Origin of the sequence: Variovorax ginsengisoli, from assembly GCF_030486595.1 — a bacterium.
Taxonomy (GTDB): Bacteria; Pseudomonadota; Gammaproteobacteria; order Burkholderiales; family Burkholderiaceae_C; genus Variovorax; species Variovorax ginsengisoli_B.
On record NZ_JAUJZH010000038.1, the window covers coordinates 1 to 23,453 of the forward strand.

Annotated in this window: 17 protein-coding genes and 7 pseudogenes; 8 read left to right on the forward strand and 16 right to left on the reverse strand. The window is 61.1% G+C overall.

All coding sequences use genetic code 11. The features are described from left to right. Positions 1-99: 99 nt before the first annotated feature. Positions 100-300, reverse strand: a pseudogene (locus QZH52_RS33860) (IS5/IS1182 family transposase); the annotation flags it as partial. A 98-nt stretch (positions 301-398) separates the two neighbouring features. Here QZH52_RS33860 and QZH52_RS33865 point away from each other — a divergent pair. Next, a pseudogene (locus QZH52_RS33865) lies at positions 399-653 on the forward strand (leucine zipper domain-containing protein); the annotation flags it as partial. A 215-nt stretch (positions 654-868) separates the two neighbouring features. On the opposite strand, the gene QZH52_RS33870 reads toward QZH52_RS33865, so the two are convergent. Further along, positions 869-1,765, reverse strand: a complete 897-nt coding sequence (locus QZH52_RS33870) for an alpha/beta hydrolase (protein ID WP_301815590.1) — start codon at positions 1,763-1,765, stop codon at positions 869-871. A 207-nt stretch (positions 1,766-1,972) separates the two neighbouring features. On the opposite strand from QZH52_RS33870, the pseudogene QZH52_RS33875 reads away from it, so the two are divergent. Beyond that, positions 1,973-3,030 (forward strand): annotated as a pseudogene (locus QZH52_RS33875) (IS630 family transposase). A gap of 329 nt (positions 3,031-3,359) precedes the next feature. Here QZH52_RS33875 and QZH52_RS33880 read toward each other — a convergent pair. The 6 genes and pseudogenes from QZH52_RS33880 to QZH52_RS33905 form a co-directional block, all read right to left on the reverse strand. Next, positions 3,360-3,770 (reverse strand): annotated as a pseudogene (locus tag QZH52_RS33880) (M20/M25/M40 family metallo-hydrolase); the annotation flags it as partial. Next, positions 3,719-3,892: pseudogene (locus QZH52_RS38775) on the reverse strand (Zn-dependent hydrolase); the annotation flags it as partial. The pseudogenes QZH52_RS33880 and QZH52_RS38775, both read right to left, overlap by 52 nt. Positions 3,893-4,464: 572 nt before the next feature. Then, positions 4,465-5,526, reverse strand: a complete 1,062-nt coding sequence (locus QZH52_RS33890; RefSeq protein WP_301815593.1) for an alpha/beta fold hydrolase — start codon at positions 5,524-5,526, stop codon at positions 4,465-4,467. A 140-nt stretch (positions 5,527-5,666) separates the two neighbouring features. Next, positions 5,667-5,930: a hypothetical protein gene (locus QZH52_RS33895; protein WP_301815595.1), complete on the reverse strand. Its 264-nt coding sequence runs from the start codon at positions 5,928-5,930 to the stop codon at positions 5,667-5,669. 51 nt (positions 5,931-5,981) lie between these two features. Beyond that, positions 5,982-7,064 (reverse strand): zinc-binding dehydrogenase, encoded by a 1,083-nt coding sequence (locus QZH52_RS33900; RefSeq protein WP_286622433.1) that lies wholly within the window; start codon positions 7,062-7,064, stop codon positions 5,982-5,984. After that, positions 7,061-7,600 carry a 2,4'-dihydroxyacetophenone dioxygenase family protein gene (locus QZH52_RS33905; protein WP_286622432.1) on the reverse strand — a complete coding sequence of 180 codons (540 nt, stop codon included), beginning with the start codon at positions 7,598-7,600 and terminating at the stop codon, positions 7,061-7,063. The genes QZH52_RS33900 and QZH52_RS33905 overlap by 4 nt, the downstream gene beginning before the upstream one ends. Positions 7,601-7,753: 153 nt before the next feature. Between QZH52_RS33905 and QZH52_RS33910 the strand changes: the two genes are divergently transcribed. Then, complete coding sequence (locus tag QZH52_RS33910) at positions 7,754-8,848, forward strand: AraC family transcriptional regulator (RefSeq protein ID WP_301815601.1); 1,095 nt, start codon at positions 7,754-7,756, stop codon at positions 8,846-8,848. A gap of 470 nt (positions 8,849-9,318) precedes the next feature. Here QZH52_RS33910 and QZH52_RS33915 read toward each other — a convergent pair whose 3' ends face one another. The 5 genes from QZH52_RS33915 to QZH52_RS33935 form a co-directional block, all read right to left on the reverse strand. Beyond that, a complete protein-coding gene (locus tag QZH52_RS33915) occupies positions 9,319-10,257 on the reverse strand; it encodes an NADPH:quinone reductase (RefSeq protein WP_301815603.1) in 939 nt (312 codons plus the stop codon). Between the two features lie 98 nt (positions 10,258-10,355). Then, positions 10,356-11,177: an IS21-like element helper ATPase IstB gene (gene istB, locus QZH52_RS33920; protein WP_301815604.1), complete on the reverse strand. Its 822-nt coding sequence runs from the start codon at positions 11,175-11,177 to the stop codon at positions 10,356-10,358. After that, positions 11,174-12,442, reverse strand: coding sequence for an IS21 family transposase (gene istA, locus QZH52_RS33925; protein ID WP_301815605.1), 1,269 nt, complete (start codon positions 12,440-12,442; stop codon positions 11,174-11,176). Before istA ends, istB begins: the two co-directional genes overlap by 4 nt. 697 nt (positions 12,443-13,139) lie before the next feature. Continuing rightward, positions 13,140-14,843 carry a cation/acetate symporter ActP gene (gene actP / locus QZH52_RS33930; RefSeq protein WP_301815607.1) on the reverse strand — a complete coding sequence of 568 codons (1,704 nt, stop codon included), beginning with the start codon at positions 14,841-14,843 and terminating at the stop codon, positions 13,140-13,142. Beyond that, complete coding sequence (locus QZH52_RS33935; protein WP_301815608.1) at positions 14,840-15,157, reverse strand: DUF485 domain-containing protein; 318 nt, start codon at positions 15,155-15,157, stop codon at positions 14,840-14,842. The genes actP and QZH52_RS33935 overlap by 4 nt, the downstream gene beginning before the upstream one ends. 420 nt (positions 15,158-15,577) lie before the next feature. Here QZH52_RS33935 and QZH52_RS33940 point away from each other — a divergent pair, with 420 nt between their 5' ends. The 3 genes and pseudogenes from QZH52_RS33940 (at position 15,578) to QZH52_RS38905 (ending at position 19,100) form a co-directional block, all read left to right on the forward strand. After that, positions 15,578-16,330, forward strand: a complete 753-nt coding sequence (locus QZH52_RS33940; RefSeq protein WP_301815610.1) for a TetR/AcrR family transcriptional regulator — start codon at positions 15,578-15,580, stop codon at positions 16,328-16,330. A gap of 601 nt (positions 16,331-16,931) precedes the next feature. Further along, positions 16,932-17,564 (forward strand): nitroreductase family protein, encoded by a 633-nt coding sequence (locus QZH52_RS33945; RefSeq protein WP_301815681.1) that lies wholly within the window; start codon positions 16,932-16,934, stop codon positions 17,562-17,564. Positions 17,565-17,952: 388 nt separating this feature from the next. Then, positions 17,953-19,100, forward strand: a pseudogene (locus QZH52_RS38905) (IS110 family RNA-guided transposase). A gap of 270 nt (positions 19,101-19,370) precedes the next feature. Here the strand turns inward: QZH52_RS38905 and QZH52_RS33965 are convergent. Beyond that, positions 19,371-19,545, reverse strand: a pseudogene (locus QZH52_RS33965) (transposase zinc-binding domain-containing protein); the annotation flags it as partial. A gap of 10 nt (positions 19,546-19,555) precedes the next feature. Beyond that, on the reverse strand, positions 19,556-20,110 hold the full coding sequence (locus QZH52_RS33970) for a tyrosine-type recombinase/integrase (RefSeq protein WP_301815617.1): 555 nt from the start codon (positions 20,108-20,110) through the stop codon (positions 19,556-19,558). A 430-nt stretch (positions 20,111-20,540) separates the two neighbouring features. On the opposite strand from QZH52_RS33970, the gene QZH52_RS33975 reads away from it, so the two are divergent. Next, complete coding sequence (locus QZH52_RS33975) at positions 20,541-20,885, forward strand: DUF4148 domain-containing protein (RefSeq protein WP_301815618.1); 345 nt, start codon at positions 20,541-20,543, stop codon at positions 20,883-20,885. A 916-nt stretch (positions 20,886-21,801) separates the two neighbouring features. On the opposite strand, the gene QZH52_RS33980 is transcribed toward QZH52_RS33975, so the two are convergent. Continuing rightward, positions 21,802-22,593: an SDR family NAD(P)-dependent oxidoreductase gene (locus QZH52_RS33980; RefSeq protein ID WP_301815619.1), complete on the reverse strand. Its 792-nt coding sequence runs from the start codon at positions 22,591-22,593 to the stop codon at positions 21,802-21,804. Positions 22,594-22,805: 212 nt separating this feature from the next. On the opposite strand from QZH52_RS33980, the gene QZH52_RS33985 reads away from it, so the two are divergent. Then, entirely contained in the window at positions 22,806-23,450 is a 645-nt protein-coding gene (locus tag QZH52_RS33985) for a TetR/AcrR family transcriptional regulator (protein WP_301815621.1), read from the forward strand. Positions 23,451-23,453 lie beyond the last annotated feature (3 nt).

A 23,453-nucleotide genomic window follows, 5' to 3' on the forward strand; every position in this document is an offset into this window, starting at 1 on the left:
GCAGCAGCAGTCGGTGTTGAGATTCTCAAGGAGCTATTCAGCCGACGTGTTCGATCATTCCGATCCAACGCGGTGGCTCGGCGTTTGACAAACTGAGGGAAGCCCTTGTAGGGCCTTCATGCCGGAATACCACTGATTACCCTTCTTGGCCTGATGCATCTCGGGGTCACGCTCGCCTTCAGCGTTCTTGGTCGAACTGGACGCGGCGATCAGCGTGGCATCCACAGCAGTGCCGGTACGCAGCAACAGGCCTTTGGCTTGAAGGATGTCGTTGACCACGCGCAGCATGCCAACGGCTAGGTATGAAGGCCCAATAGGTTATTGCGGGTGTTCACCCGGAGAAGTTTTGAGAGACTGGAAATCGCCAAACCCCCAATCGACTCACAACTCTGAACCGGATGAACACCCATAAGAATGCCCGATTGACGTACCTGCGCCGCCTGGAGATGGTTCAAGACATCACTGAGCGTGGCGTCAGCGCATCAGATGCCGCTGCCGCGCATGGTGTCAGTGCCGTCACCGCCCGCAAGTGGCTCGCCCGTCACCTGGTCGATGGCGCGTCGGGCCTGCTGGACAAATCCTCTCGCCCCGAGAAGTCACCTCGGTCCATCGCGCCTCATGTAGCTCTGGCCATCGTTGAGCTGCGCCGCAAGCTGTACACGAAGCTCCCGCTCGGTGTTCTCGTCCAACTCAATCGTCTTGGCAACCCGCATCGCTCCAACCTCCTGGGCGATTGGAGTATGCCGGAGCAATTACGTTCTGATACTTTGCGCGCACTGCACTAGGAGGCGGATATCAGGGAAAAAGAGGCCCCGGCACGGTGCCGCACTGGCAGTGTGTCGATCAGGCAGCCGTGGCTGGCCGAGAGCTAGCTGGGGTGGTTCGCCGCGGCACCCGAAGGCACGGTCGGTGGCATGGTCGCGCTGAAGAACTCGCGGAAATGCTGCTGCACCGTGGCCGCACAGTCCACACAGCCCGTGCTCTCGGGGTCGTACAGCGCCTTCGGCCAGTTCGAAGCACTGGGCAGAACGCTGCTCGTGACCTCGATGCCCGCCGCACGCAGGCGGCCCGCGAAGGTCAGCGCTTCGTCGCGCATGGCGTCGTCCGCCCCCACCAGCACCAGCGCGGGCGCCAGCGACGACAGCCGCAACGAGCCGCTCGGCACCGCATAGGGATGCACGGTGCTCGAGGGGCCGTTCAAGTACTTTTTCCAGCCGCTGGCCCAGCGGCATTCGGGCTCGTCGCTGGTGGCGTTGCGCAGCGAGGCAGTGCCGGCGCACGGGTCGAGCATCGGCGAAAGCAGGATCTGGCCCGCCACCGGCGGATAGGCCCGGTCGCGGGCGATCAGCGCCACTGCGGCCGTCAGGTTGCCGCCGGCTTCCTCGCCAGCCAGGTACACCTTCGCGCCCTTGCCGCCGAGCTTGGTGCGCTGCTTGTAGAGCCATTCGAGGGCGGCATAGCCCACCTCGATGGGCTCCGGGAATGGCGACTGGGGCGCCAGCGGGTAGGCGAGCGACACCACCACCGCACCCGCTCCAGCCAGCAGCCGCGCCACATTGCGGCCGTTGTCAAGGCCGCCGCAGACGAAGGTGCCGCCGTGAAAATGCAGCACCAGCGGCGCCACGTCTCCCTTGGCGCGCTGTCCGTACGCACGAGCACTGACCGGTTCGCGGCCGGGCAGCTCGATCGACAGATCGGCTTCCACGCCTTGTGCCACCGCGCGGGCAGCGGCTTCGGCAGAACGGGGCGATGGAACGGTAGACATAGGCGACCTCGGGAGGGTGGGCGATGGTTCAAATATAAGTCGCCCAGTGAGACATTGAACAGGCAAGCCGCCCCCGCGCCGTTTCCAAACCGACAACAATCGAAGCCCTCCGCTGGGGAATGGCTGCTTGTGTGAGAATCCGCTCTCCCCGGTGTGGGCCGGGTACTAGTCCACTGAATCGTTGAAATCGGATGTGTATGCTCCATCTTGAAAGGCATGCACAGGATGAAGTTGACGGCCGACGAGCGCGGCGAACTGGAAGCAGTGATTCGCAAGCGCAGTGGCAGTGCAGCGTTGGCGCGGCGCGCGCGTTGCGTTCTGCTGTGGGCCGACGGGTGAACGTCGGGTAGACATCCGCGCCAAGCTGGCCTGCAACGACGCTTTCGTCACGCGATGGACCAAGGCGTTTGAACTTCAAGGTCTCGCCGGGCTGGTGTCGCTGCACCCGGGGCCGCGCGCCTGTACGGCCGGTGGCCAAGCTGGAAGCGCGTGTGCTCAACAGGACGCTCAAGCACAAACCGAAAGATGGCTCCACGCACTGGAGCAGCCGCAAGCTGGCGGGCGAACTGGGCGACGTATCGTTCTCTGCCGTGCAGCGCATCTGGCGCAAGCACGGACTGCAGCTGCATCGGCTGGAGCGGCACCTCGTCTCCAACGACCCCAACTTCGAGACCAAGGCTGCGGACGTGATCGGCCTGTACCTGAACCCGCCGGCGCACGCCGCCGTGTTCTGCGTGGACGAGAAGACGGCGATCCAGGCGCTGGATCGCAAGGACCGCATGCTGCCGCTGGCGCCGGGCCATGCCGAGAGCCACGGGTTCGAGTACAAGCGCAACGGCACCCTCAGCCTGTTCGCTGCCCTGAACACCGCTACCGGCGAAGTCCTTGGCATGACCGCCTCGCGCCACACCAGCGAGCAGTTCGTCAGCTTCCTCGGCGACGTCGTCGGCACTCAGCCGCAGGGCCGCGAGATCCACGTCATCTGCGACAACGTCAGCAGCCACAAGACCGAGCTGGTCGAGGCCTTCCTGGCTGAACACGAGAACGTGCGGATCCACTACACGCCCACCTACTCGTCGTGGCTCAACCAGGTCGAGAACTGGTTCTCGCGCATCCAGCGCGACGTCATCAGCCGCGGCATCTTCACCTCGTTCAAGGACCTGGACAAGAAGCTCATGCGATATATCCGTCGGCACAACAAGGACCCCAAGCCGCTGAAGTGTAAGTACGACAATCCCCAGCGCCGACACCACCAATTCTTCTGATTCAGTGGACTAGCAATGCTCGACGAAGGCATCGGGTTCAGTCTGGCGCCGTGAACTTGAATGACTGCGCCGCGCCAGTCGCCTCGACGGTGCCTGATCAATGCGACAAAATGTCTTGCGCCGATCGGCAAGGCGTCGTTGAAGTTGCGGCTTGCGTTGTGGAGGGGACGCCGCGTTTCGAACCAACAGCGCTGATACCGATGAACGCTGTGGCACATGGATCGACTGTCAGCAAAGCGCCGAAATCCTCTGAATTCATCGTCGGGCGAGAGTTGCCGTCAACATTGCCACTCCCGACGACTTTTGTCGCGCTGGTGACTCGCGTCAGCTCAGCCGACCTCTAGGCGCCGCTGCACCACGTCCAGCAGCACCTGAGCGCCCTGGACGAGTTGCTGCTCTTCCGTGTGCTCGCGCGGGTTGTGGCTGATGCCTTCGTGACTCGGCACAAAAATCATGGCTGCCGGTGCGATGCGCGAGATCATCTGGGCGTCGTGGCCAGCTCCCGATGTCATGCGGCGGTACGTGAAACCAAAACGAAGCGCTGATGCTTCGATTTCGTCGGCCAGACTGGGATCGAACACCACCGGCTCGAAGCGCACGAGCCGCTCGGTTTCGATCTTCACCCCTCCTGCACCGCAGTTTTCGCTAAGAAGGCAGCCAGAAGTTTCTCCGCCGCTTGCAAACGTTGTTCGTCGGGATCGCGCAGGTCTACCGTGATGACTGCCTTGCGGGGGATAACGTTGATAACGTCGGGCTCGAGACGCAGCGAGCCAACCGTGGCCAATGTCGTTTCGGGAGCTGCACCTGACCACCTGCTCACGCAGGAAAGCCACGATCGCGGCGGCCACATAACCCGCGTCATGGCGCAAGCGAGTAGGCGTGGTTCCAGCGTGGTTCGCTGTGCCTTGAACCGTGATCTTTTGCCCGGATATTCCTTGGCGACTTTCGACCACTCCGATGAGTCGACCTTCAGCCCCCAAGAATGGGGCCTTGCTCGATATGCAGTACCAGATACTCACGAGGGATGATGGCGCCTGGGCTCCATCTCGCCTGCGTACCCGATGCGGGCCAATTCATCGCCCAACCGCGTCCCATCAGTTCCGATCGCGTCGAGAGCGGCTTCCGCCGAACCTGACTCTGCACCGATGTCCTGAACATCGCCACGAACTCATGTGTGGAGGTTGGCGAGCTAGGGTGGCCGGGCCCTGGTCTTACTTCTAAGGGTTTCGTCCATGGGTCGACTGCCGAACTCGGGGTCGGCGCTCTCTTGGCGACGTCGGACCTGGCGGTTTGAGCGCATCCACTGCCCCTTCAGCAATGACGCGGCTCCTCCGCAACATCACAGCCGACTGGGGCACGCGGCCATGGACTAGAAGGAAGCGAGGAGCCAGTTCCCCTTAGGTCACTCCCAATGTCGGTTGCATTGAAATCGGCTCACAGGGCCCGCAGGAACGCCAGAAGTTCCCGGTTGACCGCCAAGGGTTGCTCCTGCTGAATCCAGTGCCCGCAATTCGGAATAATGATCGATCCGCGCAGGTCCATGAGCACCTCTGGCGCGCGAGCGATCGCCTGCTGACTCCAGATGGTGACAATGTCGCGATCACCGCCGATGTAAAGCGCTGGTACTTCGATCGGCTTGCCTTGATGCTGACCGAGAATCTCCCAATCTAGATCTGAGTTCCGGTAGTAATTCAGCGGACCGGTTAGTCCACCATATTCAAGTTCTGCCAGACAGACTTCTAGGATGTCTTCGCTGAGCCAAGCCGGCAGCTTCTCTGGTTGCTCGAGTAGCGCATTGAAGGTTCCGGATCGAGGCACGGACATGACGGCACGAACAAAATCGCGGAGCATATCCTCGGGCAACCTTGTTAAGTCCACACCTGCAAGCTCTGGAGGCAAGGGCCGGTCAGCAGATAGAGTGTAAAACGCACTCGTCAGCCAACTCCGCAGATCCCGCTCTGCTTCACGCGCCGCGATATCGCCGGGGAGGGAGAAATATTCGTGATAGAACATCGAGTCAGGACCAGCCAGCTGGCGGTTCGCCACGCTCGGCCGCAATTCGCCGAAGGGGTTACCCGGTAGACAAGCCAAGCCACGCGCGCCGAACGGAACACTAAGCCCGACCACTGCGCGAAATATATCTGGTCGCGTCCACGCTGCGGTCCAAGCCACCGGCGCTCCTAGGTCGTGGCCGACGATAACTGCGCTCGATTCACCCAGAGCCTCGACCACGCCGACGCAGTCTGCAACCAGTTCTGTGATTCGGTATGCGACGGCTTCAGCGGGCTTGGACGATCTCCCGTAGCCCCGCATATCCATGGCGACCGCGCGATATCCTGCCGCCGCTAACGCGTCGAGTTGGTGTCGCCAAGAGTACGACGATTCGGGGAATCCGTGACACAACAGCACCATCGGCCCTGACGATCCGGCAATCTTCAGGCGAATGCGCTGGCCATTGGATTGAACACTTCTCGATTCCCAGTCAGCTATAGACATAGTCCACTCTCCAATTAACTCTAGATGCGCCAAGCAGCTTTGTACTTGTTCGCATCTGCTCAATGAAATTCCTCCCCAGACCCATACGCCCGGGGAGCGAAGCAGCCAAACGATTGGACCCTTGAGCCCCCACTACAATGTCAAGCGACGAATGTGGACGGCATGGAAGGGTCACAATGCGCATCCGAAGCGCGCCGCAAGCCAAGCATCTCGACACCGCGCTTGCGCAGCAACTCTGAGTCACTAGTCAGAGCGCGTTGCAGACACTCGTCGATGTAGGCCTCGTCACTCTGCAGGCGCGACAGATCGACGCGCCAGCCCATGCCAGCCATCAGCCATTTAAAGGAGACCAGATTGAGGAAGCGGGTGCTTCCTTCCGGGTCTCTGGTGTGTGCCGCATTCATAGGTAAAACAGCTGCTAGTGCCGATCACTAGTTGGACGGTGCGCGGCTGGGCTATGGAACGATGATGATCTTGGCATCACGTTCTGGATCGGCCAATCGGGCAAAGGCGTCCGGTACCCCGTCGAGTCCTACATGGCTGGTGATAAGCGCACCGACCTGCAATCGGCCGGAAACGATATGCGAGAACGCCTCTGCGAATTCCTCGATCGTGTAGGCGATACTGAAGGCCAGATCAACCTCCTTCATGATGGCGAACGTGGGGTAGAAGGTGTCCAGTTCCATGCAAAGGCCAGCTACAACGATCTTGGAACACGGAGGGGCACCGGCCAGAATCTTCTGGATAATGCCGGGTACGCCGACGCACTCGAAGATGATTGAAGGGCGAAATGAAAACGCTGGGAACATCGGCGTTTGGCGACCAAAGCGCGTTGGGTCCGGAGCGGCGGCGACAGATCGCCACGAGTCGTAGGGCGACGTTTCGCGTGGGTCGACCACAATGTCGGCCCCAAGAGCGGCGGCCATCGCACGACGCGATGGCGAAAAATCCGCCGCGACGATCGGGCCAACGCCGCGCATCTTGAGCACGGCAATAACTGCCAGCCCGATGGGGCCACAGCCAATGACGATCGGCACGTCATCGGATCCCAGCCCACCCCGATTGACGGCATGCAAGGCCACCGCGAGCGGCTCGGCCAAGGTAGCCATGTCACTGGGCACGTCGTCGGGCACCGGCATGAGGAGATCTTCCGACAGCACCATGTATTCGGCAAATCCGCCAGGCGTGTCCAAGCCGCCAAATCCGAGTGTCACCGGCTGCGGTCGGAGGAGGAAGGGTGCCGAGACGACGCGCGTGCCGACCTTTTGTGCCCCACGACTTCCCGGCCCGTGCTCAACCACCTCTGCACAGAATTCGTGACCAAGAACTACTGGCTTGCTGGGATCGAAGAGCTCTATGCCTGCCACCTCGCGTGCACTAGCGAGCAATTTTCCGCCGTGCGCAACACAGTGCAGGTCGCTCCCACAAATTCCGCACGCCAGAGTCTTGACGAGGACCTCGCCCGATCCGGGTTGAGGAATTGGTGCGTCGGCCATCGCAAGGCCTCCGCCTTGCATGACAACAGCGCGCATCGTCATTTTTGACTCCTTTCGACGGCATAGTGGGCCGAGCCACCCTTCAAGTACTGAACGGCATCGAGGCCCTGAGCCTTTGCACACGTCTTGATCAGGTTTTGAAATGTGATGGCATCGAGAACTGAGATGAACTTGCCTTCTTCATCGAAGTGCACGTTTCCGCCGAAGACGATGAAGAAGACGACCGTATCCTCGGTGTTGGTTTCCGGGACGCAGAAGGTGTGCATCGACGAGGAGGGCTCGTACAGGTAGGAGCCCGGGGTCTGCACCTGGTCCGGATATTCCTTGTAGAACCAGCTGCCCTTCAGCGTATATCCGTGGACGGCGCCCGTGTGCAGGTGGGACGGCACCACAATCCCGGGCGCAAAGATGCCGATTACTGCCGAAACCCCGGCTTCGGGATCGGCCAACAGCGGCTGGAAGTGAATCCCCGGTCCTAGCGCGTCTTTCATGACCGGGATGTCCTTGACGTTGAGCGTTAGAAGCTCGTCCTGCGGAAGCGTGAAGACGGGTGCCTTGAATGCAGCGTGGGTGGTCATTGAATTCTCCTGTGGTTGTAAATTTCGGTGTGACTTGAATCGGTTTGTAGTGCACGAGCGCTAGTTCGGTTCCACCGCGCTCGAGGGAAATCATGACAGGGCATGGTTTCTCCGACTTGCCTTTGAGCGAAGTTTGCTTAGCATTTGACGACTATGACGGATCTGATCCGGGGCTTGGCGTTGCTCCACTTTGCAAACTTGGTGTCGACTCTCGGTGGCGACGCCGACTCGCTTTTGCGAGCGCACGGCGTCGATCCAGACGCGGCAGGTAGCTATGAGCGGTTCGTCACCTACAGGGGCTTCGCCGAAGTTATCGGTTCGGCGGCGGTTGAACTTGATTGCCCCGACTTCGGTATGCGTCTCGGCCGCAAGCAGGGGATCGAAATCCTCGGTCCCGTCGCGCTCCTGATTCGCCATTCCGAGACCGTCGCCCACGCACTTGACAGGGTGTCGCGATATCTATATTTCTGCGCGCCGCCTGATACCACTTTGCTCACCCGTGGATCGCGATCGGCAGAATTCACCTTCGGAATCGCCCGGCGGCAAATTGCGTATCGGGATCAGATGGTCGAAAAGAGCCTCAGTATCGCGATGGATGCCTTCCGACTTATGCTCGGCGAAGGTTTTGTGCCGCTTCGTGTCACCTTTCAGCATCGTCGCATCTCGGCTTCCGAGAGGTATAGCGACGTGTTCGGCTGCCCAGTCCAGTTCGGAAGCGATGTGAACTCTATTCATCTGCCCAGCGGCGCGCTGAATGAACCAATCCGCGGGAGGGACGCGATGGTGCTCTCATTGGCAGAAAACTACCTCGCCCAGACCGGCCCCACTTTTTCCCTGAGCCATCACGTTGAGGAAATGATCCATCGGCTTTTGAACCTGAACCGAGCCACCCTCGTAGAGGTCGCACACGAGATGGCCGTTCATCCTCGTGTACTTCAGCGCAGACTTGCCGAATCAGACACGTCATTCGAGGAAATCTTGGACGACGTGCGGCGCGCCCTAGCCTGGCAGCTGTCGACGACGGGCATGCAGATTTCGCAGATCGCGGAAAAGCTCGGATACTCTGAACAGAGCAGCTACGCTCGAGCTTGCCGGCGGTGGTACGGCGAATCACCCCGGCAACTGATCGAGCGCCGTCGGAGCCTGACGGACGCAAGTGGACCCGCCCAGAGGTTTGAGAACGCGCGCGTTGTTAGGACGACGAAACAGGCGGCCGCCAATGACATGGTTCGAATAGCCCGCTGGTAGTGCAATGAGGGCGACTCGTCCGCTTTTGGCGCAGGTGCGCTGAAGTCGAAGTCGCGGGGCGGCCCACGGCCCCGCTGCGCGTCGATGAGTAAGGAAGTCGCCTACCTTGGCCGGCAGCGACAGTCATGCGTAAGGCCGCCGCCCCTAGTTGGGCCTGGCCTGCTAGCCCTCCGCGGGCTGGAAAAGGCGGTCGCGACCGCGGAAGGCCAGGCTGTGCTCGACCCACACCGATCCCGATGCGAGCCGGCGTCATACTCCTCCCGAACGAGCGATGCGCGGCTGGGCGGGCGATGCTGCGCGCGGGGACTCCAATCTTTCGCGTAGCTCGGCGCCCAGTAGGGCACCCTCTGTGTTCGGACGACTCGACTCGACACGCAGCGACCGTTGATCGTATCGCCGACATCGCGGGCAGCCCCGCGCCACAGGTCGAACCACGCGGCGTTGAACCCTTTTAGGATTGCGGATTCCTGTCATGGCTCCTTGGTCTGCAGCACCACCGCACCCGTCCGTTTTTCTGTCTCGACGATCTCATGAGCCTGGGCGCATGCTTCTAGAGGGAGGATGTTGGCGACGGGGACCTCCAGCGCACCGCGCGTCAGCATCTCGTTGATTCGTCTGGCCGCAGCATGTCTTTCCTGCGGGGTGAGAAGGTACACCAGCAAGAACTCCAAACGTACGCCCTTGAACATCAGTGCATAAAACGGCAGCGGCGGCTGTTGGTTCCTGCTGGAGCCATACGCCACGATCACGCTTCGCTCGGACACGAGTTCCGAGACGGCCGGAATGTTAGTGCCGAACTCTACTTCGACCACATGCTCCAGCCTTCTCCCATTCGTAGCACGCAGCACTTCGTCGACCAAGTGTTCGCTTGTGTAGTCGACGAAGGCATCCGCGCCGAGGCGAAGGACCCGGACCTTGTCGGCCCCGCGGCCTGATGCGACGACGAAAGCACCGGATTGCTTTGCGATCTGGACAGCCAGGCTGCCCACGGTTCCACCGCCCCCACTGACAAACACGACCTTCGAATCGACTGGGCCGTAGCCCGTAACTGCATGGCAGGCTGTCAGGGCAGGGATGCCGAGCGCTGCACCTACCTCGAAAGGAACATTCGCTGGCAGTGGGAAGACCAAGGCCTCGTTGATGCTGATGAATTCCGCCGCGGTTCCACAGGCTCGATGCCATTGAGCATTGGCGATCCAGACGCGATCACCAGTAGCAAAGCGGCTCGACCGGCTGCCCAAACCTGCCACGACTCCTGCTCCATCGCTGTGAGGGATGATCTGCGGGTAAGCCATTGCACTCTTGCCGCCACGCAAGCCGGCGCGTGCCTTGACGTCGGATGGGTTGACGCCCAATGCCTGAAGCCGGACGAGCACTTCTCCGGGCGCGGGCGTCGGCGTGGGCTTCACGCCATACCGCAGTGTGTCACGCGCAGGCCCCACGCTTGTCAAGCGACATCAGGAACTGGTCCCCTGGCGACATGAAGAACTGACCCCCGGGTTGTTGATCAATCTGTTGTGACCGCATCTTTCGCGCTGGCCTGGTAAACCAGGCCAGCGCGGCGCTTCGATCTGAGGCGGTAGCTATCGCCGCGGATCGTGATGACGTGGCTGTGATGCAGCAGCCGGTCCAGGATCGCGGTGGCGACCACGGCGTCGCCGAACACGGCTCCCCATTCGGCAACCGAGCGGTTGCTGGTCACCAGCATCGAGCCGCGCTCGTAGCGCCTGCTCACCAGTTGGAAGAACAAGTGGGCAGCGTTGACCTCGAACGGCAGGTAGCCAAGCTCGTCGACGACGAGCAGCTTGGGCTTGGTGAAGTGCACGAGTTTCTCCTCGAGCCTGCCTTCGGCGTGAGCACGTGCCAGTTGCGTCACCAGCCCGGTGGCCGGCACGAACAACGTAGAGTAGCCACGCACGATGGCCTCGCGGCCGAGTGCCACGGCCAGTTGCGTCTTGCCCACGCCGGGCGGCCCGAGCAGCAACACGCTATCGCCGTTGCCGATCCAGCGCGAGGTGGCAAGCTCGCGGATCTGCTTGGGATCTACCGACGGCTGCGCTTCGTACTCGAAGCCCTCCAGCGTGCGCACGCACGGGAACTTGGCAATCGACATGCCCATCTGGATGCGTCGTTCGTCCTTACGCGCGACCTCGGCCGCGCACAGCATCGACAGCGCCTCGCGCAGATTCAGTTCGGCACGCCCAGCTTGGTCGAGCAGCGTATCGAGCTGGTCGCGGATGGCGGTCAGCTTCAACCGCGTCAGCATCGGTTCCAGGTCGCCCGACACTTCCAACGCCGGGGCCTTGGCCCTCTTGCCGGCGGCCGTCACCAGCGGCCTCCGAGCGCGCTCTCGTACTCGGCCAGCGGGCGCAGCAGTTCGGCGGGCATTGCCGGCGGCAAGGTCGCGGGCGAGCCGTCGGCCGGTGGCCTGACCAGCCAGCTCACGCCCACGAGGTTCGCGCCGACGATGCCAGCGAGGTGTGTGCGCTCGATGACGGTGGTTCGCCGGCCAGCGTTCTGCGCGTGACAGGCGATCTCCTGGCCCGCATAGAGCACTCGGACCTGCCGCTCGGAGACGACGACAGTCACGCTCTCGCCGATGAGCTTCCACGGCACGCTGTAGCGGTTGGTGTCCAGCTCGATGCAAGCGTCGCTGTGCACGCGCCGGGTGAGCTCGCGTACCTGCAGGAAGGGAGCGCGGGCAGCCAGCGGAGCGAGTGCCTGGCGCTCGTCGCGCTCGAAGCGTTGCGCCGGCGGCTCCGCAGTCGTGCCGTGCACGCGCAGGTCGGCAACCTCCCGCATCCAGCGCGCGAGGTGGGCCTGCAGGTGTTCTGTCGACGCGAAGCGATGCCCTGCGATGGCGTTGCGCTTGACGTAGCCGACACCGCGTTCGTCCTTCCCCTTGGTCTGTGCGCGATACGGCGCACAAGCCCGGGGCGTCACCTTCCAGTACCGGCAGAAGGCGTGGAAGCGGTCGTTGAAGCGAACCTCCCGGGTCTGCATGTCGTGCTCGTTGACGAGGGCCCGGGCGTTGTCCACGAGCACCTCCTGCGTCGTGCCGCCGAAGTGCCTGAAGGCGCCTTCCAGGCCCTGCAGCCAAGCCGACTGGCGCTCGTGCAGGAACATGGCGACGAAGGTGCGCCGGGAGTAGCCCAGCGTTGCGACGAACAGGTGCACCTTCAGCGGTTCGTCGGCCACCGGAACGCGCACGGTGCCGAAGTCGATCTGCAACTGACGGCCGGGCGGCGTCTCGTAGCGCACGGTCGCCACGCTCTGGGCCAGGAGCTCTCGGCGCAGATGCGCCACCGCGCGTTCGACCGTGCGCAGGCTGACCGCGACGCCGTGCACGCGCAGTAGCTCTTTGCGCACGACATCGCAGTTGCCTCGGTGCTGGCGGAACTGGCCTGCCAACCACTCGGCGTGCTCGGTCAAGCGACCGACTCTCGGAGGCGATTCGTAGGGCTGCCAGCCGCCTTGGCGCAGGTATCGCCGCACGGTGTTGCGGCTGCACCCCAACTCGTTGGCGATGCGCTTGGCGCCCCAGCCGAGCGACGCCAGTTTGAGCATCGCCTCCACGTCCTCCGGTGCCTGCATCGCCTGTCTCCAATCGATCCGTTCGGATCGCGGAGCTTGCTCGAACACGTTGCCTTCCATCTTGGCCTCCTGCCATGAGGGGGGTCAATTCCTCATGTCGTCAGGGGGGCAGTTTGTCGTGTCGCCTGACAACGCTGTCGTACCAAATGGCTTTCATACTAGTAGTCAGTCGTTCCACCGCACTTGGCGGGATCCACGACCCATGACGGCATGCCCCTAGCGGGGGGCGGCGTCCGGCACAGAGGTCGGTTTGTACTTGGGGCCTCGAACCCGTCTATCAGTTGGACCCGCGGGTTCACGAGAACCCCGGACGATCGCCTGGAGCATTGCTCCCCTGAGCACGCATCGCAGACTTCGATGACAAGGGCCGCATGCCGATGTTGCCGCACAATGTTGGCGACCATTCAAGTTATTTATATGCGCTGTACGGGCATGAACCTTCAAAAGAAAACCGTGATGACCTGCGTTAGCATCGCGGGCGGCGGCCCTGTGCCTGGGCGTAAGACCGACGACGCGATGCGGCCGGCCGATCTGCTCGCCGCGAGGCCACGTCCAAGAGGTTTTGGGACGCTTGCACATAGTGCCGATGCCCGCGGCGCCGTCTTGTTGATAGCCGGCTGTTTTCATTGGATTCTCACGGACAAAGCGGTTTGAAAGGGCCGGCTCTCACTGAACGCTATCGCAATGTCGTGGGCTCTCAGTGTGACACGATTGCGGTCACTGGACGTCCTATCCCGATTTCGGCGCGAACCAGTTGAGCATCGAACGCGTTGCGCTCTGAAGCTGCACGGACGCTCCGGTCCAGGCTCGAGATCAGCCAGATGCCGAGAAACGCCAGCGGCATCGAGACGATCGCGGGGTTGTCGTATGGAAAGATCGCTGCCTTGAAGTGGAATACATCCACCCATACCGTTTTGCTCAATCCGACGAGAACCACCGAGCTCGCGAGGCCGAGCCCGCCTCCGCCCAGCGCACCCCAAGTCGTCATGCCACGCCAGTACAACGACATGACAAGCACCGGGAAGTTGCAGCTTGCCGCAACGGCGAGGGCCAGGCCGACCATGAACGCGATGTTCTGGTTCTCGAACAAGAGAGCGAGCAATGCGGAAATGAGCCCGATAGCGATCGCAGAAATCTTGGAGACCCAGATCTCTGTCCGCTCGGACACACGCCCCTTGGCGATGACCTGCGCATACAAGTCATGACTGACAGCCGAGGCCGCTGCGAGCGTCAGTCCAGCGACTACGGCCAGGATCGTTGCAAATGCCACTGCCGCAATAAAGCCAAAGAACAATGGGCCGCCCATGGCATTTGCGAGATGCAGCGCAGCCATGTTGGTGCCACCGATCAGGCCTGTGGTCCTGGACGCCGAAGGGCTGGTGAAGTAGCTCGGGTCATTCATCAGAATCGCCGCGGCTCCAAACCCGATCAACGGAATTACAAGGCAGAAGTAAGCGACGAAGCACCCCGCATAGAAGACCGATTTGCGCGCTCCCTGTGCATCACGCACGGTATAGAAACGCATCAGAATGTGGGGAAGCCCGGCTGTTCCGAACATCAAGGCCAGGCCAAGCGAGATCGCAGATACAGGATTGCTGAACAGCCCGCCCGGGAGCAGGATAGCGCTGCCCTTTGGATGCACTTGCGTTACATCGGCCATCAAGCGATCGATACTGAGGCCATAGTGCCAGAGGACTGAAAACCCCAGCAGAGTGCCGCCGATCAGCAGGAGCGCGGCCTTGATGATCTGCACCCAAGTAGTGGCTTGCATGCCCCCGACCGTCACATAGACCACCGTCAGGACACCCACAATGACGACCGCGTAAACATAGTGGAGACCGAACAGCAATTGCACGACCTTGCCTGCTCCCACCATCTGTGGGATCAGGTAGAACGCGACGACGATGAGGCTGCTGATCGACGAAAAGACGCGAACGTGCTTCCTGTCGAGTCGGAACGATGTCACGTCCGAGACCGTGTAGAGCCCCAGGTTACGCAAGCGCTCGGAAATCAGGAACAGGACAATCGGCCATCCCGCTAGAAAGCCGATGGCATAGAGCATGCCGTCGAATCCGTTCGCGTAGACCAGGGCGGATATCCCTAGGAAGGCGGCAGCGGAGAGAAAGTCACCTGCGATTGCGAAGCCGTTCTGAAGTGGCGTGATTCCACCGCCAGCCGCGTAGAAATCTGCGGCTGATTTTGTCTTGTGGGACGAGCGCCACGTGATGACAAGCGTCGCGGCAACGAACAACAAGAACATCGCCAGGGCGATGGCGGACGTTCCAGATGTGTGCGGCGTCGTCGAAGGCATGCCGTCGGCGTGGGCTACTCTCGATCCGATGAGAGCCAGTGCCACGGCTCCAAACAGAGAGCCCAACCGGGAATGGGTTTGTGGGTTCACAGTCCCATCTCCTCTACAAGTTCGTCGGTCATGCGTCCGAAAAGGCTGCTTGCCCTGTGCACGTAGATGCCGGTGAGCCCTACCACAGAGAGCACCATACCGATCGCAAGATAGAACCCAAGGGGGAATGGGCCATCGCCTAATCTCGTTTCTAGGAATTTCCTGGCAAAGCCAACCATCAAGACGAATCCGAAGAACAGCCCGACAATGGTTGCGGACAAGGCCCATCGAAAGCGCGCTCGCGCGTTCACCAGAGCGATGAATCGCGGATTCGCCGTGATGAGCCGGACCGACGTTTCAGTCAGTGATTCCATTTCTTCTTTCCGTTGCATGTCTGGGTGACTCATGATGGTTGGCGCTATGTCGCCGGTATGCAGTTAGCGCGCATTCCGAATTCGATTGGGGGGAGGACCTCGCGTTTACACAAACCCTTCGGTTGAGGCGGCCCCCGCCCTAAAGAAAGTTGTAGGCGATCGGCACGCAATTATTGAGGGCGAGAGGTCTTCGCATCGTGACGACTCCAAGGGTGTAGCCATACCGTGGCTATGGATGTCATATTTGCTCCTGTCCGAGCCTCATCGCGCATCGGAATTTGTTGTTATCGCCAAGGATAACGATGTTAACTTTGGCGAAGATACGGTGTTAACCCTAGGAGTGGATAATCAGTGGACAGGGAATGCGGGAACCTTTTCCCGCCCTGAGCCACCTAGCTGAGTTCAACGAGAAGGACACCGATGGCGAAGAAGCAAGCAGTCACCGCAGGAAAGCCAACAGGACCGAAGCGTGGAGTGGCTAGCCCAATGGTTGCGGCGAAAACGCAAGGAACCACTTACGCGCCTGGGACGCTTCGGCATGCCCTCGTCGCGGAGGGGCGCAAGATGTTCGAGGAGAAGGGTGCCGTCGAACTCAGCCTGCGTGAGTTGGCCAGACGCGTTGGTGTTTCGGAAGCTGCTCCATCAAAACACTTCAGGGGAAAGGAGGAACTCCTGGCGGCGATCGCTAGCGCCGGATTTCGTGAATTGGTTTCGCAGCGCGAAGCCATATCCGGTAAGAAGTTGGCGCCACGATCGAAAGCTCGCGAAATGATGCTCAGCTACGTGCGCTTCGCGCAGATGCACGAGGGGTTATTCGATCTGATGATCGGGCCTCGTGTGCTGCCCGAGTTCCGGCGTGGCGAGTTCACCGATACTGGCGACAAGTCCTATGCCTACTTCGCGAATTCGATCTTTGATCTGGCCCTTGCGCAGGGTTGGGCAAAAGAGTCGTTGGAGTACCTGTCCCATTCGGCATGGGCAATGGAACATGGCGTTGCGGCGCTGATCCTTGCGCGGCGAGTTCCGCGAGAAGGCAGCCAGCTCGAACTCCAGAAACTGATCGAATTCTCAATTGATTTCTTCCTGGATTCAGTGTCTGCGGGCCCGCGCCAAGAGAGCAGTTCAGAGTCGGCTCACAGGACACGCAGCCGCACAGCATCCCTCGGGCGTTAGCCGTGACTGACATCGCACACGCCGAGGAGAAGCAGCCGAGTCGACGCGGATCCCCTTTCAAATCGCGTTTGATGGCGTCGAATAGCAGGCCGTTAATGGCTATCTGGTCGATCAGTTTCTGAACTCCGATGTGGACCAGCACACTGGCGCCTACGACCTAGGCATGCGGGAGTGGTTCACCCTGCGAGTGGCGTCGATTCCAGGTAGTTTGGTAGACGCGAGACAGGTGCGGCGTGTTCATGCTACTGGACTTGACCCTGTTGCGCGGACGGGTTGGGACTTCATTCTCAAGTCGCGTGACGTCCCGCGCCTTCACAGATCCCCGCGGCGGGCGGGGCTGCGTGCAGCTGCGTTTCAGCGCGGGCCCCGTCTGACGTTCATGCATATTGTTTCCAACGCGGAAACTCAGTTTTGCATCCGATGGCGTGGTGCTTCCCGTCAGGACTTTGACAATCCGAACGTGCGCACCCTGCGCACCCTGTGCGCCCTACGCACCCAGGGCTCTCATCAATGGGAAGAACCAATGACCAACTTCGCACCTACTGCTGCCACTGCGCTCGGCACTTTGAATCCACAAACTGCCACCGACGAACCCAACGCGTTGAAGCTGCTCGATCGCCTGCGCTGGCGCTATGCGACTAAGAAGATGAACCCGACGCTCAAAGTATCGAAAGAGAAGGTAGAGCGCATCCTGGAGGCCGCGCGCCTTGCGCCTACATCCAGTGGGCTGCAGCCTTTCGAAATCTTCATGGTGAACGACCCGCAGACCCGTGAAAGGATCAAGCCGATTGCGTGGAATCAAGGGCAGATCACCGAGTCCTCGCACTTGCTTGTATTTGCTGCGTGGGACGACTACACGGTCGAGCGAATCAACCTGATGTTCGACTTAACCAACACCGTGCGTGGCACCAAGCACGAGGGCTGGGAGAACTACCGTGCCCAGGTGCTCGGCAGCTATCCGCAGAGGGGTGCCGAGGTGAACTTTGCGCACGCGGCCAGGCAGGTATACATCGCGCTGGGCGCGGCCTTGATTGCTGCTGCACATGAAGAGGTGGATAGCACCCCGATCGAAGGGTTTGACCCTGTAGCCCTGGACGAGATCCTTGACCTGCGCGCACGTGGCCTTCGCAGCGTTGCCATCCTTGCTCTGGGGTACAGGGAAGCAGACCAGGATTGGCTGGTCAATCTCAAGAAAGTGCGCCGTGCGCGCGACCAATTCGTGACCGAAATCTGACGTGGCGTTGCTGGGGTTCATGGAGGTGCAGTCCTTGGGGATATTTGACGAAGACCCGCTGGGAACGGCCGACCTGTGCGGCGAAAATATGCCGATGGCCCAAGGCAACCAGTACGGTCCCAGGAGCTGATGCTGGGGGCAGAGCTCTTCGTTCAGCACGCCAAAGGAATGCGCCTTCCGGAGCTTGAGGTCGCGTCCCATTCCGTGGTTTAGCTCCACAGCGCGGAGAGAGCTGAGTTGCACGGTACTCAGCGCGCCACGCGGACAGCGGAGTGGGCGCAGTGTCGTTCAGGGTCTGCAAGCCTTTGAGATGCTATGTGGGCTGCCCAACCGACACCCGTTCGGCTAGAACGGGATTTCCTGAACTTCTTTTGTAAAGGAGACGGAAATGCAGGCGACGCAGACCAGCCCCCAAGTGAAGGTTGCGGCGATCCGGAGCGAGCTATTTATCAGCTTCGAGCTCAGCGACAAGTCCTGGAAGGTGACGGTAAGCGATGGCCATCGCGGCCCGAGCCGCTACAGCGTTGATGCCGGCGACAAAGACGCGGTGGCGCACTGCATAGAAAGGGCCAGAGAGCGCGGCAAGCTCGATGTGCCGCCCCAGGTGCACTCTCGCTACGAGGCCGGTCGCGACAGCTGGTGGTTACACCGCTGGCTGACCGGTCAGGGGATCGACAACATCGTGGTCGACTCCGCGAGCAAAGATGTGAACGGCGCGCCAGGCGGGCGAAGACGCATCGTCTCGATAAGACAAGCTTCTGACGATGATGCAGCGTCACCAATTTCGGCGAGCGAGTCTGGTCAGTGTTGCACGAGCTGACCCTTGAGGACGAAGACGCGCGCCGCACACACCGCGAACTCGAGCGCCTGATAAAAAAGCGCACTGCGCGCATAAATCGTATTGGTTCGCTGCTGGTGGTGTATAACTTGCGCCCGAACGTCGTCATAGGCGGGCGGGACTGGGCCGCCTGGTGGACACGCCACGGCGCCCGGGTACCCCAAATGCTGCGCGCCGGGATCGAGCGCGAATGGGCGCGGTTGGCACTGGTCAGGCAGCAGGTTAAGGCCCTGGAAGCTGAGTAGCGCCTGGAGCTGGCTGATGGCAAACATCCGCAAGTAGCGCAGTTGGTTCAGTTGCGCACTATCGGACCGAAGAGCGCATGGGTTCTGGTGAAGGAGTTGTTTGGCTGGCGGCGCTTTGCCAACCGGCGCGAATTGGCCGGTTGTCTGGGGCTTGCGCCCACACCCTACGCAAGCGGCGACCGTCAAATTGAACGAGGCATCAGCAAGGTAGGCAACAAACGAGCCAGAACGTTTCTGGTGGAGCTCGCGTGGAGCTGGTTGCGCTTGCAGCCCGACAGCGCCCTGACCCAGTGGTTCAATCGCCGCTTCGCCAGGGGGGGCAAGCGCAAGCGCATGCGCATGCGCAAAGTGGGCGTCGTCGCCTTGGCACAGCGATTGGCTGTTGCGCTGTGGCGCTACCTCGAGCACGGCGAGATTCCCGCCGGGGCCACGCTCAAGCCCTTTATCGTTTGAGGACCTGACAGCCTTCTACAGTTATGGCTTGGGAACAGGAGAAATCATCATCATGATCAAAGTCGACACGCCCGATACATGCGCGGGCCATTGAACGATGACCGTCCTTCAAGATGGGGCGCGTCGAGAATCGGGGTTTGCCAGTGCGCTTTGCGCGCATGGAGCATGCGGTGCAGGGCGTCCACGCCCTGCACGGATAGAAGTTCGTCCGAGCACTGGTTCGTAGATCTGCGTCCAGTGCGCCCGCGGGAAGGTCATGAATGCCAGCACATGGCCGCAGACATCGCACTGCTCGACGTTGGCCGCCCAGCGCTGCCGTGCGGCAGCGCTCGATGGCGCGCATGACACCACGCTGCCCACTGCTGATCGCGTCAACGTGGTCCCGACGGTAGGCAGGCCCGACCTGGCGGAAGATGTCCACCACTTCGAGCCCGGTGGCTCGCATCGACGACGACTCAGAACACCGGAGTCGGAGTCGGCTCGGACGGCAGCGGCGCGACCTCAGGCAACAGGTCCCGCGGACTGGTCGTCGCGCAGACCGTGCTGGTCGCGAGCTTCAGATAGCGCGAGGTGGTGGCCAAGCTGCGGTGGCCGAGCAGCAGCTGGATGCGACGCACGTCGGTGCCCGACTCCAGCAGATGCGTGGCGAATGCGTGGCGTAGCGAATGTGGAGTGATCGGCTTGGCGATGCAGGCCGCCCGGTGTGCTTTCTGGCAGGCCAGTTCCACGGCACCAGTCGTGATCGCCTGGCCGGGAATGTCGCCCGGAAACAGCCAGGTCTTGAGGCGCACCACCTTCCAGTATTCGCGCAGCACCCCAGCAATCGCTGGCGAGAGCATCACGTAGCGATCGCGATGGCCCTTGCCTTGACTGATTCGAAGCATCATGCGCTGGCTATCGATGTCGGTCACCTTCAGGTGCGTCGCCTCGGACACGCGCAGTCCGGTGGCATAGGCGGTCGTGAGAATCGTGCGTTGCTTGAGGCTGTCGACGCAGGCCAGGAAATGCACGACTTCCTCGGGGCACGAACGCTCACCCTGCAGCGCGCTGCAAGCTCGTTGTGCACGAGCGCCGACGCAGAAAGGGGGAGGCGTCCATACCATTCGGTGGTCATTGTGATTTCCTTCATGGACAGGGTTGGTGGGTCGCACCTCAACGCTATCCGGACTTCACGATGGCCACTCCCGAAGGGAGCAGCCGCTGCGTGGCAAGTCGCCTCGGGCTACGCCCTACGCGTCTTGCCGAGCGAGTGAAGGAAGACCTACACCACTTCCTGGGACATCAACATGCCGTCAAGGAAAGATTGTTCCTTTATTAGAAACACGGTGTACTTTATTGGAGTGATCTGATCGTTTGTTCAACTGCGAAACTGACCTCGCATACGGATCGAAAAAGATCCCCTGCTAGCTCTACCTCACTTCCAACTCTGAAATCACCGACATGAAGACCATGAACATTCTCTCCTATGCTGCATTGACCCTCTTGGTTGCAACTGGCGCTCAAGCCGAACCGTACGACGGTGTTCACCCCGCCGTATCCTCAAAGTCGCGGCAGGACGTTAACGCTGAAGCAGTGCGCACGGCTTCGGCTCCGAATCAGAACGTAGCCCGTGGTTCCCGCGGCCCGGAAACAGTCGCCGCATCAAAGGATCGCGCAATCGTTGAAGCCGAAGCAATTCGCACTGCTTCTGCTCCTGACCAGAACGTCGCATCGGGCTCGCGCGTCAACAGCAAGGTCGTCTCGACGATGCCTCACCCAGCGGAAGCACGTGCACAAGCGAAATAACGTCTACGCCAGTCGGTCAAGGACATCGGACTAGCTTTCTCCGAGACCAAGGAGCTTCGCGATAGCGAGGGATTTTTTCTTGGCTCGGATCTTGACCAAACTGCGGGAAGCTTCACCGCTAGAGCAATGGTTTACAAGTTCAAGTCATATGCCACTGATGGTGGCGCTCTCATTCTTCAAGCGATTGGCACGGCCGGCGGAATTCGACTTGGCTGAGCGGTGCGCTTACTCTAACATCCATCCCTGCGAATCCGTCGCCTGTTCTCCTCGGAGATACTTGCGGTTCACCCTGTCTAAACATCTCGTGGCGCCAGTCTTCCGACTGGGAAAGGCGAGTTCGCATGAGGAGGCGCTGGTGGTGATGACGTCCGGTCAAAGCGGCCGCGCGATAGCCCAGATCGGACAGGATCGAGATGGCGATCGAGCCGGTGCCGCCGGCTCGAGTCACCACGTGTCGCCCCGGTCGGGCTCGATGCCGCCGTATTCGAGGGTCAAGACACTCAGCGCACTACGTTCCGCCATTTGCGTGTTGACGTACTAGCCGCCGTTCCGTTTAGCCGCGCTCTTTGGGTGAGCCCGCCGTGACGTGATGCGTCTGACCCAATCCCCAGCAGCGGCAACGACGCGGTCGCCGACTTCGATACCAAGATAGGACGAGGCTTCAACTCTGCGGCAAGATCGGCACCCGGTGTCAGCGGAAGCTGCTGGATGTCGGCGCGCGACCGGTGATGGCCAATCCGTTTTTGTATTTCACGGTCGCGTGATTGACGGCGATCGCGACGTCCCACGGCAGAAGTCGCGTTCACCGAGCAGGTCAAGATCCGTTGGTATCCTCTCGTCTGTTCTGGTCGCCAGAAGCGCTTTGAAAGTCGGAGACTCAGCCTCTTTCGATTTGAAGAAGTGTTCTGGCAGCGCTTCAGGCGGCCGCCTGCTGGTAGCGCTCCGCGGCATGAGCCTGCCTGATGTCCGAAAGAAGGAGCTGTCGCGCGGTGTCAAGGGCGTCCCAACGTACGGCGTCGTGCAATGGCGGGATCGTCACGACTTCGCGGCGGTCGAAGCCCACTAGTGCTGCATCCACCAGTTCGCCCACTTCCATCATCTCGGGCAGTGCGTTGATGTCAGCACCTGCACGCTCCCAGATCTCCGTACGGGTCGCCGCAGGGAGCACCGCCTGGACATAGACGCCCTTGGGCACAAGCTCCAGGCTAAGCCCTTGGGAGAGGAATTGCACGAACGCCTTGGTCGCGCCGTAGACCGACATGCCGAATTCCGGCGCCAGCCCGACCACTGACCCGATATTGATGATTGCGCCCTCGCCAGCTTGCGCAAGCCGCGGGGCGACCGCGCTGGCAAGCCGCAAGAGCGCGATCGTGTTGAGCGCGACGAGTCGCTCGACATCGTCGGTCGCCTGGTCGATGAAGCTGCCGAACATGCTGGCGCCTGCGTTGTTGACGAGGACGCCGATGCGGGTGTCCTCGCGGAGCCGGGTCTCGACGGCGGCCAAGTCTCTGGACTGAGTCAGGTCGGCCTGAATGATGTCGACTGCGACGCCATGCTCTTGGCGTAGTTGCGCTGCCAAGGCATCCAGCCGCGCCTTGTCGCGGGCAACCAGTACAAGATCATGGCCGCGCCCTGCGAAGCGCTTGGCGTAGGTGGCGCCGATGCCGGAGGAGGCTCCGGTTATGAGAACAGAGGAACGAGTGGACATGTACAGCTCTCTTTTAGGGCGAAGCCCAAGTTGGAATGTGCGTTGTGAATCGGGTGGGCGCGGTCAGGTGGGTTCGATCGCGGATTAGCCCAATGGCTGGAGACTTTGTCTACTATGATGGCGACCATCATCATAGATGTCAAGGGTTTGATGGTGATTGACATCAATGTATATTCTTCGGTAAGGGCGGAGCCCGGAAGGAGTACACGCACATGAGAGTCACCAAGGCACAGGCGCAGGAAAACCGTACGCGCATCATCGAAACGGCCGCCACGCTTTTTCGTGAACGCGGCTACGACGGCGTGAGTGTGGCGGAGTTGATGTCAATCGCTGGCTTTACCCACGGCGGTTTCTACAATCACTTCAGATCCAAGGCCGATTTGGTGACGGAATCGGCAGCGCTCGGGTTCTCGCGAATTGCCGCGGGGGCAGGGGAGATCGACCTCGTTGAGTTCGTGAACCGCTACGTTTCCAGGGCTCACCGTGATGCGCGCGGCTCCGGATGTACGGTAGCGGCCCTCTGCGGCGATGCCGCGCGGCAGTCGGATGATGTCAAGGCCATGTTTAAGGCCGGTATCGAAGCCTTTGTCACCGTTCTGGCGGGCGAATGTGGCAGAACGGAGGATGAGGAGCCGGGCGCGGCGCGCGCGAAGGCAATCAACATACTCGCTCATTCGATTGGCGCCATGGTGTTATCGAGGGCCTGCCCGGATGCATCCTCTCTTGCGGATGAAATCCTGGACGTCAGCCGCACTCAGATTCTTGAAGCGTTGCCGAAGACTGTTGCTGCAGGCTCGCCTCAACCTAGGCATGATGGTCACCTTGCCCAGATAGGCGGCCGGTCTCCAAGATCGTAGGTT

Bases quoted from the DNA above. Each gene is read 5' to 3' on its own strand.
- QZH52_RS33870 (WP_301815590.1), bottom strand. From the start codon at position 1,765: ATGTCTACCGTTCCATCGCCCCGTTCTGCCGAAGCCGCTGCCCGCGCG.
- istA (WP_301815605.1), bottom strand. From the start codon at position 12,442: ATGCAGGCACCGGAGGACGTGGAGGCGATGCTCAAACTGGCGTCGCTC.
- QZH52_RS33935 (WP_301815608.1), bottom strand. From the start codon at position 15,157: ATGGAATCACTGACTGAAACGTCGGTCCGGCTCATCACGGCGAATCCG.
- QZH52_RS33940 (WP_301815610.1), top strand. From the start codon at position 15,578: ATGGCGAAGAAGCAAGCAGTCACCGCAGGAAAGCCAACAGGACCGAAG.
- QZH52_RS33890 (WP_301815593.1), bottom strand. From the start codon at position 5,526: ATGTCTATAGCTGACTGGGAATCGAGAAGTGTTCAATCCAATGGCCAG.
- QZH52_RS33900 (WP_286622433.1), bottom strand. From the start codon at position 7,064: ATGACGATGCGCGCTGTTGTCATGCAAGGCGGAGGCCTTGCGATGGCC.
- QZH52_RS33910 (WP_301815601.1), top strand. From the start codon at position 7,754: ATGACGGATCTGATCCGGGGCTTGGCGTTGCTCCACTTTGCAAACTTG.
- QZH52_RS33980 (WP_301815619.1), bottom strand. From the start codon at position 22,593: ATGTCCACTCGTTCCTCTGTTCTCATAACCGGAGCCTCCTCCGGCATC.
- QZH52_RS33985 (WP_301815621.1), top strand. From the start codon at position 22,806: ATGAGAGTCACCAAGGCACAGGCGCAGGAAAACCGTACGCGCATCATC.
- QZH52_RS33905 (WP_286622432.1), bottom strand. From the start codon at position 7,600: ATGACCACCCACGCTGCATTCAAGGCACCCGTCTTCACGCTTCCGCAG.
- QZH52_RS33975 (WP_301815618.1), top strand. From the start codon at position 20,541: ATGAAGACCATGAACATTCTCTCCTATGCTGCATTGACCCTCTTGGTT.
- QZH52_RS33895 (WP_301815595.1), bottom strand. From the start codon at position 5,930: ATGAATGCGGCACACACCAGAGACCCGGAAGGAAGCACCCGCTTCCTC.